This is a genomic window from uncultured Flavonifractor sp., from assembly GCF_944387675.1.
Classification (GTDB): domain Bacteria; phylum Bacillota; class Clostridia; order Oscillospirales; family Oscillospiraceae; genus Flavonifractor.
Map to the genome: position 1 here is coordinate 1 of NZ_CALXFV010000079.1, position 10,128 is coordinate 10,128.

At 57.3% G+C, this 10,128-nt stretch carries 8 protein-coding genes; 6 read left to right on the forward strand and 2 right to left on the reverse strand.

All coding sequences use genetic code 11. From position 1 onward, the window contains the following. Positions 1-111 precede the first annotated feature (111 nt). Both Q0J74_RS08190 and Q0J74_RS08195 read right to left on the reverse strand, forming a co-directional pair. The gene (locus Q0J74_RS08190) at positions 112-1,104 is read right to left on the reverse strand and encodes a diguanylate cyclase (protein WP_297213129.1); all 993 of its coding nucleotides are present in this window, start codon (positions 1,102-1,104) and stop codon (positions 112-114) included. A gap of 186 nt (positions 1,105-1,290) precedes the next feature. After that, positions 1,291-1,653: a hypothetical protein gene (locus Q0J74_RS08195; protein WP_297213132.1), complete on the reverse strand. Its 363-nt coding sequence runs from the start codon at positions 1,651-1,653 to the stop codon at positions 1,291-1,293. On the opposite strand from Q0J74_RS08195, the gene Q0J74_RS08200 reads away from it, so the two are divergent. From Q0J74_RS08200 to Q0J74_RS08225, 6 genes are all read left to right on the forward strand, one after another. Continuing rightward, on the forward strand, positions 1,652-2,182 hold the full coding sequence (locus Q0J74_RS08200) for a TetR/AcrR family transcriptional regulator (protein ID WP_297213136.1): 531 nt from the start codon (positions 1,652-1,654) through the stop codon (positions 2,180-2,182). The genes Q0J74_RS08195 and Q0J74_RS08200 overlap by 2 nt on opposite strands. Before the next feature lie 137 nt (positions 2,183-2,319). Continuing rightward, a complete protein-coding gene (locus tag Q0J74_RS08205) occupies positions 2,320-2,745 on the forward strand; it encodes a hypothetical protein (protein WP_297213138.1) in 426 nt (141 codons plus the stop codon). Next, positions 2,742-4,571, forward strand: a complete 1,830-nt coding sequence (ftsH, locus tag Q0J74_RS08210) for an ATP-dependent zinc metalloprotease FtsH (protein ID WP_297213141.1) — start codon at positions 2,742-2,744, stop codon at positions 4,569-4,571. The genes Q0J74_RS08205 and ftsH overlap by 4 nt, the downstream gene beginning before the upstream one ends. Then, on the forward strand, positions 4,568-5,110 hold the full coding sequence (locus Q0J74_RS08215; protein ID WP_297213144.1) for a DUF308 domain-containing protein: 543 nt from the start codon (positions 4,568-4,570) through the stop codon (positions 5,108-5,110). Before ftsH ends, Q0J74_RS08215 begins: the two co-directional genes overlap by 4 nt. A gap of 187 nt (positions 5,111-5,297) precedes the next feature. Next, a complete protein-coding gene (locus tag Q0J74_RS08220; RefSeq protein WP_297213147.1) occupies positions 5,298-7,679 on the forward strand; it encodes an efflux RND transporter permease subunit in 2,382 nt (793 codons plus the stop codon). After that, positions 7,666-10,128: hypothetical protein (locus Q0J74_RS08225; protein WP_297213151.1), on the forward strand; the 2,463-nt coding region annotated here is incomplete at its 3' end. The genes Q0J74_RS08220 and Q0J74_RS08225, both read left to right, overlap by 14 nt.

Below are 10,128 nucleotides of genomic sequence, written 5' to 3' on the forward strand. Positions count from 1 at the left end.
CCAAAAAGAAGGACACGCATCAGCGTGTCCTTCTTTTTGCTTCTCGGCAGCTAAACCGCCTCTCACCTATTCCTAAGCAAAAATACATGCAGGGTGCGCCGCCGATCCTGATCAGCTTCGCCGACGGTCATTGTCATATGAACTGTAAAATTCGGCTTTCGCCCGGTACATTAGCCTATCCGCTTCGTCAAACTGCTCTTTTATGTTGCAGCAACCGCATCTCCACGATATACCCACAGAAACGCTGATGCCATCTTGCGCCATATTTGCTCGCATAATGGAGAGGGCCTTCCGAAAGGCACTTTCATCTAATTCCGTATCAATCACCAGAAATTCATCACCGCCTATGCGGTAAGACCTTCCCGGAAATACACGCGCGATATGTTTCGCTGTACAGCAGATCAGGCTATCTCCGGCACTATGTCCCATCTGGTCATTGATTTTTTTCAATCCGTTTACGTCAATAGAGGCCAGACCCAGTCGGGAAAACGATGCTGTTGCAAAGCTTTGCATGGTTTGGTTGAATTTGTTTCGGTTAAACAGTCCGGTCAGGGAATCTTCAAAGCTCAATCTTTCCAGGATTTCCGTCTGCTCTTTAATCTTTTTCTTGTATTCATCAATACATTGATGCAAATATTCGTTTGTATACCGCCCCATTTGCGTCGGAAAGCCTATATCCTCCTGCGTCATTTCAGAGTACGGATTGGAAATATGGATATGGCAGCACCGGGGTGTGCCGTCTTTCCACCGAAAGACAGCCGTAATACGCTGATGCACGCGCAAATAAATTCCGGTGGAGGGATCGGTGGAGATCCACGCCCTGCCGGTACAAATGTATATGTCCGGCGAAAGGTCAATCACATGGTATTCTTCGTCCCGGATATTGCACGGTGGCACCATGCCCGCAAACTGCCGGAAGATGCCGGAAATTTTTTCGGTCCCCACATCATATTCATGTTCAGCCGCGCCAACCCAACTCAATTTGTCATCAAAAAGTTCGATAATTGCTTCTACATCATTTTCGCAATAGTGCTTGTGCAGCAAAAAGCTGGTCATTCCTTTTATAGCCTGCATCTTCTTCTCTTTGTCAGCAGATAGTTTCAATTTTTACCCCACTGGTATTTCTTTGTGGACAGCTTTCAGCCGCACATGGACTGTGTCAATACCATCAATAAATTGGAATTATTGTACTAAATGCAATAAGGATAGTCAACCGCTCAAGTATCTCCAAGTACGGATAAGCAATTCAGAGATGCGCCCTATGGTATCCGGCTTCAGGTAAACCTCTTCTCAACTCCATTTGCTACCACTCGATTGATTTTTCCATGTAGCAAGAATCAGATATTCTGGAATAAATTCGGCGCTTCTTTGATCGCGATTTTCTGCATTGCCCGAAAGAGAGGCGTCCGAAAGGATATCCTTCTTTTTGAGTTCCGGCGGCTGAAAGCCGTCTTCCCCCCTTTTTGGTTGAAATGCTCGGACAAATGTACGGAAACAAAGGACATCTGAGCAGCGGGTAAGCCCCCTTTGCGGACCAGACCGTTTGCCGTTGGCAGACTTGTTCTTGAAATTGGGTTCCGGCGGCCCTATAATATTAGCTACAACGGACGCAATCGGAATCTTGGGGGTGACACCACTTATGGCAGCCGACATGAAAGAGCTCATTGCCCAGGCGGCAAAGGTTCTCATAATGGAGAAGGGTGTCAAGCGATTGACCGTAAAGGATATTGTGGAGGAATGCCACATCACCCGCCAGGCCTTTTACTACCACTTCGAGGATATTCCCGCCCTGTTTCGATGGATCCTCCAACGGGATACCTCCCGCACCATTCTGGAGGCGCAGGCACTGGGGGATTGGGAAAGCAGGCTGCACTATCTGTTTGTGATGGCCGTCAACATCCTGCCCTATATGAAAAAGGGTATGGAAAGCAACTTTCGCGACGAGCTGGAGCGGTTCCTGGACCAGTATATTCAAGCTCTTTTTGAGCGTGTCTGTGACGAGGAGGGCCTTTACCGGGACTGCACCCGGTTTGAGTCCAGCCTGATCTTACGCTATCACAGCCAGGCGATCTTGGGCGTCCTCCGCAACTGGAGTGAGAGCGACACCAAAAATCTGGATCAGATCGTCCACATCGTCTTTCGTCTCATGACGGAGGGGATCCCTCCCATGAGAAAAAACTGAATACGCCGCTGGACAAAATATCCGGAGTGTAAAAGAACTTTACACTCCGGATATTTTGTCTATACATGGATCTCTTTGTGATAATTGAACCGAAATACAGGGTCTTTTATAATTGCAAGCGATAAGGAGGCGTGGATATGGCGCACGAAATCCTCTCGGTAAAGCTGTGCCAGCTGGACGACAGCGTGGGCAGACTGCACAGCCGGATTCACATGAGTGAAACGTCAAACCACCAGCACCTACAGCAGGAGATCGCGGTTTTGGAGCAGGAGTGCATGGACGCCGAGGCAGCCCTGCGGGAAAACCTGCGGCGCTCCAAATCGAGCCTTGTCTCTGTTCTGGCGCGGGGCTACGGCCAGGTAGAGCATGACATCGAGCAATCGAAAACGCAGCTTCAGCAGCTGGTTGGAACCGGACCGGATTCGGAGGCCGTGGAAGAGCGGCTCCTTCTGGCGGAGTATCTGCTGGATTTTGCACACCGGGCCGCAGACCGGGCTCTGCTGTTTTCCATGAAAGCCATCGACGCCCAGCTGACCCAGCAGGAAAAAGGAGAATCACTATGAAAGAAGTCAAATCACCCAAGAAGCCGCTGCTCTACTATTACTGCATCGTGCTGCTGATCATTTTCCTCTTCAATATTTTGGTCACCCCCCTGCTCACCCGCAACCAGGTGACAGAGGTGGATTACGGCACCTTTATGGACATGATCGAGGCGGAAGACATCGGCCTGGTGCAGGTGGAGGACAGCCGGATTCTGTTTACCGATAAAGCGGAAACCCAGGTCTATCAGACCGGCCCCATGGAGGACCCCACTCTGACGGAACGTCTTCACGACGCCGGCGCCAGGTTCGAGCGGGTCATTGAGGAACCCGCCTCCCCCCTGCTGACCTGGTTTCTGACCATTATCCTGCCCATTCTCATTTTTATCGGTCTGGGCCAGTACATGAGCCGGAAACTGATGAACCAGGCGGGGGGCAAAAATGCCATGAGCTTTGGTATGGGCAAAAGCAGTGCCAAGGTTTACGTTCCCTCCACCCAGGGCATCCGCTTTTCCGACGTAGCTGGAGAGGATGAAGCCAAGGAGAGCCTCCAGGAGATTGTGGATTACCTCCACAACCCCGAAAAATATACCCAGGCCGGGGCCTCCATGCCCAAGGGCATTCTGCTGGTGGGGCCTCCTGGTACCGGCAAGACCATGCTGGCCAAGGCGGTGGCCGGAGAAGCCAGCGTTCCCTTTTTCTCCATCTCCGGCTCGGAGTTTGTGGAGATGTTTGTGGGCATGGGCGCCTCCAAGGTGCGGGACTTGTTCCGGCAGGCCAAGGAAAAAGCCCCCTGTATTGTCTTTATCGACGAGATTGACGCCATTGGTCAAAAGCGCAGCTCAGGCGGCGTCTACGGCGGCAACGATGAGCGGGAGCAGACACTCAATCAGCTGCTCACGGAGATGGACGGCTTCGAGGGAAATACCGGTGTCATCATTCTGGCGGCCACCAACCGGCCGGAGAGCCTGGACCCGGCCCTTACCCGCCCCGGCCGCTTCGACCGGCGCGTACCGGTGGAGCTGCCCGACCTGAAGGGCCGGGAGGCCATTTTGAAAGTTCACGCCAAAAAGATCCGGACGGCAGAGGACGTGAACTTCCACACCGTGGCCCGCATGGCCGCAGGCGCCTCCGGCGCGGAGCTGGCCAACATCATCAACGAGGCCGCGCTCCGGGCGGTGCGCAGCGGCCGGACCATTGTAAATCAGTCTGATCTGGAGGAGAGCATCGAGGTGGTCATCGCCGGCTACCAGAAGAAAAACGCCGTTCTCTCCGATCAGGAAAAGCGGGTGGTGGCCTACCACGAGATCGGCCACGCTCTGGTGGCCGCCAAACAGACAAACTCCGCCCCGGTACAGAAAATTACTATCATCCCCCGTACCTCCGGCGCCCTGGGCTACACCATGCAGGTGGAAACCGGCGACAAATATCTGATGACCAAAGAGGAGATTGAGAACAAGATCGCCACCTTCACCGGAGGCCGGGCAGCGGAGGAAGTGGCGTTCGGGCAGATTACCACCGGCGCCTCCAACGACATCGAGCAGGCCACCAAGCTGGCCCGGGCCATGATCACCCGCTATGGCATGAGCGAGGAGTTTGACATGGTGGCCATGGAGACGGTGCAGAACCAGTACCTGGGGGGCGATACCTCCCTGGCCTGCTCGGCGGACACGCAGAAGGAGATTGACCGCAAGGTGGTGGAGCTGGTGAAGCGGCAGCATGAAAAGGCCAGAAAGCTCCTGGAGGATAACCGGGAGCAGCTGGACCGGCTGGCCGGATTCCTCTATGAGCGGGAGACCATCACCGGCGAGGAGTTTATGGAGATCCTGAATGGAGGGAGCAAGCAATGAGGCGGCGTTCTGGATTTGGCTGGCTGGAGCTGGTCCTTGGTATTTTGCTCATTGCGCTGGGAATCTGGGCCTTTCTGGAGCCTGACCGCGCCCTGACCGGCATGGCCATCGCCTTTGGACTGGCCGCGGTGGTCATGGGCGTGGCGGACATCCTGCTGTATATCCAGGTGGAGCGCTTTACCGGGTTGGGACCCGTACTGTCCCTGGTGGCCGGAATAATGAGCGTCATGTCCGGAATGATGCTGCTGGCCTATCCCAAAGCGGGGGTGCTGGCACTGACTCTGCTGTTCCCCATCTGGTTTATCGCCCACTGCATCTCCCGGCTCTCCCACCTGCACCACATCCGCTTTGTGGCAGGCAGAGGCATGTACGCCTTTACCCTGGTTATCAACATCGCGGGGCTGGTGCTGGGCCTTTTGATGGTGCTCAGTCCCCTGTTCACCCTGGCCGCTCTGCGCTGCTTTGCCTGTGCCTACCTGATTCTGCTGGGTATCGACGGAGTGGTGATGGCAATCAGCCGCATGGGGATGCGGCGATAGGAGGCGGCCATACCCCGCGCCGGGGAATGCCGGAAGAAAGGGAGCGTGATCGTATTTGAATCCGGAAAAGGAACGCAAATCGCCCATAGAAGCCCTGGCAGCTTTTATTGTTGACAAACGAAACCTGATTTTCTTCTTTTATATCACCGCCATGATCTTCTCTGTGTTTTCACAGGGGTGGGTCCATGTGGAAAACGACATCACCGCTTACCTGCCCGCAGACACCGAGACCAGGCAGGGGCTGTCCATTATGGAGGAAGAGCTGACCACCTATGGCACCGCCCGTATCGTGGTCTCCCACACCTCCGAAGCGCTTGCCCAGAGTCTGGCCTACCGGATGGAGCAGATTGAGGGGGTCACCTCGGCCACGGTGGGTTCCGGTACCGTGGGCGGCGAAAGCGAAACGGGGCAGGCAGAGGAGCGCTCCGACTACATCCAGGGATCCGACGTACTCATCAACGTCACCTTTGACGGCGAGGCGGACCAGCAAATCAGCCTGGACGCCATGTCGGAAATCAAGACGCTGCTGGAGCCCTATGACGCCTATATAAACAGCGAAGTGGGAAACGACACCGCCGGAAACCTGGCTTCGGAGATGCAGGTGATTTTGGTCATCGCCTTCACCATCATTGTACTGGTGCTTCTGTTTACCTCCCGGTCCTACGCGGAGCTTCCGGTGCTGATGCTCACCTTCGGTTCGGCCGCTCTGCTGAACATGGGTACCAACTTCATCTTCGGAACCATCTCTTTCGTCTCCAACTCGGTGACGGTGGTACTGCAGCTGGCCCTGGCTATCGACTACGCCATTATCCTGCTCCACCGCTTCACGGAGGAGCGGGAACGGCTGGGGGAGGACCGGGCGGCCTGCATCGCCGCCCTGGCCTATTCCATCCCCGCCATCTCCTCCAGCTCCCTCACCACCATCTCAGGCCTTGCCGCCATGATGTTCATGCAGTTCGGCCTGGGCTTTGACATGGGTCTGGTGCTCATCAAGGCCATCTGCTTCAGCATGCTCTCGGTATTCACCCTGATGCCCGGCCTGCTGATGCTGTTCTCCAACGCCATTCAGAAAACACAGCACCGCAGCTTTGTTCCCCATATCGACCGGTGGGGGAATCTTGTGGTAAAGCTGCGCTATGTCGGGGTTCCGCTGTTTGGGCTGCTGCTGGTGGCGGGCTTCCTGCTGTCCCAGAACTGTCCCTACGTCTACGGCTACTCGGAATTGGTCACCACCAAGCAGAATGAAAACCAAATCGCGGAGCAGCGGGTCAACGACACCTTCGGCACCCAGAATATCATGGCCCTGCTGGTACCCAAGGGGGATTACGCCAGCGAGAAGGCGCTGCTCCACCGGCTGGAGCAATATGATGAGGTGGACTACGCCATGGGCCTGTCCAATATTGAGGCGTTAGACGGCTATACTCTCACCGACAAGCTCACTCCCCGTCAGTTTTCCGAAATGACCGACATGGACTATGAGATTGTGGAGCTGCTCTACACCGCCTATGCCGCCAAGGATGACAGCCTGGGCCAGGCGGTGAGCGGGGTGGACACCTACGCCGTTCCTCTGATGGACATGTTTCTCTTCCTCTACGACCAGGTGGAGCAGGGATTTGTCACGCTGGATGAGGAGACCCAGTCTCAGCTGGACGACCTCTATGCCGCCCTCACCGACGGGCAGGCCCAGATGATGGGAGATCAGTACAGCCGCATGGTGCTCAATCTGAACCTGCCGGAGGAGGGAGAAGAGACCTTTGAATTCCTCCAAACCATCCACCAGGAGGCGGAGCGGTACTACCCGGCGGACCAGATCTTCCTGGTGGGGGACTCCACCAGTGACTACGACCTGTCCACCTCTTTTGAGCGGGACAACATCCTTATCAGCGTACTGTCGGTGGTATTCGTCATCCTGGTACTGCTCTTCACCTTCCAGTCGGTGGGACTGCCTATTCTGCTCATCTGCGTCATCCAGGGCAGCATCTGGATCAACTTCTCCTTCCCTACCTTGTTCGACCAGCCCATTTTCTTTATGGGCTACCTGGTGGTAACATCCATTCAGATGGGCGCCAACATCGACTATGCCATCGTCATCTCCTCCCGGTACAGTGAGATGAAGGAACTTATGCCTCCCAAGCAGGCCATTATCAAGGCGCTGGATCTGGCCTTCCCCACCGTATTGACCTCCGGTACTATCCTGACCTCCGCCGCCTATCTCATCGGCAAGCTGTCCTCTGAGCCCGCCATCGTAGGCATTGGGGAAAATCTGAGCCGCGGGACGCTGATCTCCATGATCCTGGTCATGTTCATCCTGCCTCAGATCCTGCTGCTGGGCGACAAGATTGTGGAAAAAACCCGGTTCAACATCAAGGTACCTGAGGTAGCCCGAACCTCTACCGGCACGGTCTACGTCAACGGCCGCATCCGGGGCAAGATCAATGGCCTGGTGGACGCCACCATCCGGGGCGTGATTCGGGGCGATGTCTCCGCCGTGCTGGATACCGGAAACATCAGTGAGCCGCCCGAAGCAGAGGCGTCGGATCAGAAGGAGGGCGACTATGAAAAAGCATAAACGGCGCATTCTCGCTTTCCTGCTGGCGCTGGGCGTTCTCACCACACTGCTGGCTCCGGCGCTGGGAGCGGAGCGCGACATTATCCACATCAAAACGGCCCAGGATCTGGTGAGCTTTTCCCAGAACTGCTCTGTGGACGGTTGGTCGGTGGGAAAGACGGTCTATCTGGAGGCCGACATCGACCTGGGCGGCTCCGGCTTTCAGAGCATTCCCATCTTCGGCGGCACCTTCGACGGCCAGGGACACACCATTTCCGGCTTTTCTCTCACAGGAAGCGGCGATGAACGGGGGTTCTTCCGCTACATTCAGGCGGGCGCAACGGTCCAAAATCTGACGGTCAGCGGCACGGTGTCCCCCAGCGACCGCAAGGATTCCATCGGTGGGCTGGTGGGAGTCAACGGCGGAAGAATTCTGAATTGCTCCTTCCAGGGCATCGTGAAGGCCGGCACCAATGTGGGCGGTTTGGCAGGCTGCAACCAAGCCAGCGGACAGCTGATCAACTGCACCTACTCCGGCACCCTTCTAGGGGAGCACTACGTGGGCGGGATCGTGGGCCGCAATGAGGGCAGCGTGATCCTGTGCCGGAATGAGGGGGACATCAATCTTACCGAGGTCAAGACCACAGTGGCAATCCATGAGATGAGTCTCTCCTCCATTCGGTCCACCGAGACCGTCCCCGCCTGCACCGACATCGGCGGCATCGCCGGCGCCTCCACCGCTATTCTCCAGAGCTGCACCAACAACGGCGATGTGGGATACGAGCACGTGGGATACAACGTAGGCGGCATCGCCGGCCGTCAGTCCGGCTGGCTGGACAGCTGCATCAACACAGGCAGTGTCAAGGGCAGGAAGGACGTGGGCGGCATTTGCGGACAGATGGAACCCAGGCTGACGCTGCTTTTTGACTCGGACGATCTGGATGAGCTGTGGCAGGAGCTGGATACCCTGCAAGCGCTTATGGATCAGGCAATTTCCGACGCCCAGGGCGCATCCGACACCATTTCCACGGAGATAACCGGCGTCTCCCACAGCGCCGACCAGGTGAAAAGCGCGGCCTCCGACCTGTCCGAGGCCATGACGGACTGGGCCGACGGAAACATTGAAACCGTCAACGACGTATCCGCCCGCATTTCCTGGACTATGGACCGGCTGTCCCCTATCGCGGACACGGTGGACGCCGCCTTGGACCGCCTCCAGGACTCCGTCGCCCTTGCGGAGGACGCCCTGGAGGAGCTCCATCAAATGGGAGATCTTTCGGAGGACGCCTTTGAGGAGCTGCGCCTAGCCTTGGACCGGGTGAGCAGCTCCGCCGGACAGGGTATCGCCGCTGCTGCCCAGCTCCGGGATGCCTTCCAGCGGCTTCAAAACGGGCTGGGAGACAGCGGAGCCATGCACGACGCCGTGGACGATATCCGCTCGGCGCTGGACGGCCTGACGGCCTCCTTCGGTCTGCTGTCCGACGCCTTCGGCAATCTGTGGGACGCCCTGGGGAACCTCAGCGGGCGGGTGGATGAGACTCCAGAGGGCGATGAAGCAGGCTCCGGCTGGGACGGAGTGCTGGATGCGCTGGAAGAGTTGCGCGCCGCCGCAGGCGAAATTCAAAATGCGCTCTCGGCGCTAAAGCATGCCCTGGGTGAGCCGGGCGACGTGGCGGAGGACTTGTTCTGGGATACCCTGGACAGCCTTGCCTCCGCATCGGAGCACCTGGCTTCCGGCTTCCATCTGCTGGACCAGGCCGCAGGCCACATGGAAACCGCTCTGGAGAGTCTGGACGGTGCCGCCCCCTACGGGGAGAGCGCCGCCGGCCTGCTCCGGGACGCCGCCGGGGTCCTGGAAGAGGCCTGCGGCCAGCTGCGCCAGGCCGGCGATACCTTTCATGACGTGATGACGGAGCTGGCCCAAAAGCCGGAGATCTCCTTTTCTCCCGCGGGAGACGCATTGGATGATGGGAAGGACGCCCTGGACGACGCCATGGGCAGCCTCAGCAGCGCCGTACAGGGGTTAAACGACGCCATGTCGGCCTCCTCCCACATCCTTCTGGAGGATCTGCGCGCCATCAACACCCAGTTCGGCAAAGTGGTGGATGTGCTCCGCAACCACTCTGACCGCTCGGAAACGGAGGATGAGGAGGACCTTTTGGAAGATGTCTCCGATCAGGCCACGGAAACCGACGAGGATGCCGGACGTATCACTCACTCCCAAAACACAGGCGCTGTGGAGGGAGATGTGAACATAGCAGGCATCGTGGGTTCCATGGCCATCGAATACGACTACGACCCGGAGGACGACCTGACCACCTCCGGCGACCGGTCCTTGAGCTTCCGCTACCAGGCCGCCGCCCTGACCGAGCGCTGTGTGAACAGCGGCACGGTTACCGGTAAGAAGGACTATGTAGGGGGCATTGTGGGGCGCATGGACCTGGGAACGGTATCTCAGTGCGAGAGCTAC

What these genes read in the sequence shown, in the direction of transcription:
- Q0J74_RS08200 (WP_297213136.1), top strand. Translation starts at nt 1,652, where the DNA reads ATGAAAGAGCTCATTGCCCAGGCGGCAAAGGTTCTCATAATGGAGAAG.
- Q0J74_RS08195 (WP_297213132.1), bottom strand. Translation starts at nt 1,653, where the DNA reads ATGTCGGCTGCCATAAGTGGTGTCACCCCCAAGATTCCGATTGCGTCC.
- Q0J74_RS08205 (WP_297213138.1), top strand. Translation starts at nt 2,320, where the DNA reads ATGGCGCACGAAATCCTCTCGGTAAAGCTGTGCCAGCTGGACGACAGC.
- ftsH (WP_297213141.1), top strand. Translation starts at nt 2,742, where the DNA reads ATGAAAGAAGTCAAATCACCCAAGAAGCCGCTGCTCTACTATTACTGC.
- Q0J74_RS08215 (WP_297213144.1), top strand. Translation starts at nt 4,568, where the DNA reads ATGAGGCGGCGTTCTGGATTTGGCTGGCTGGAGCTGGTCCTTGGTATT.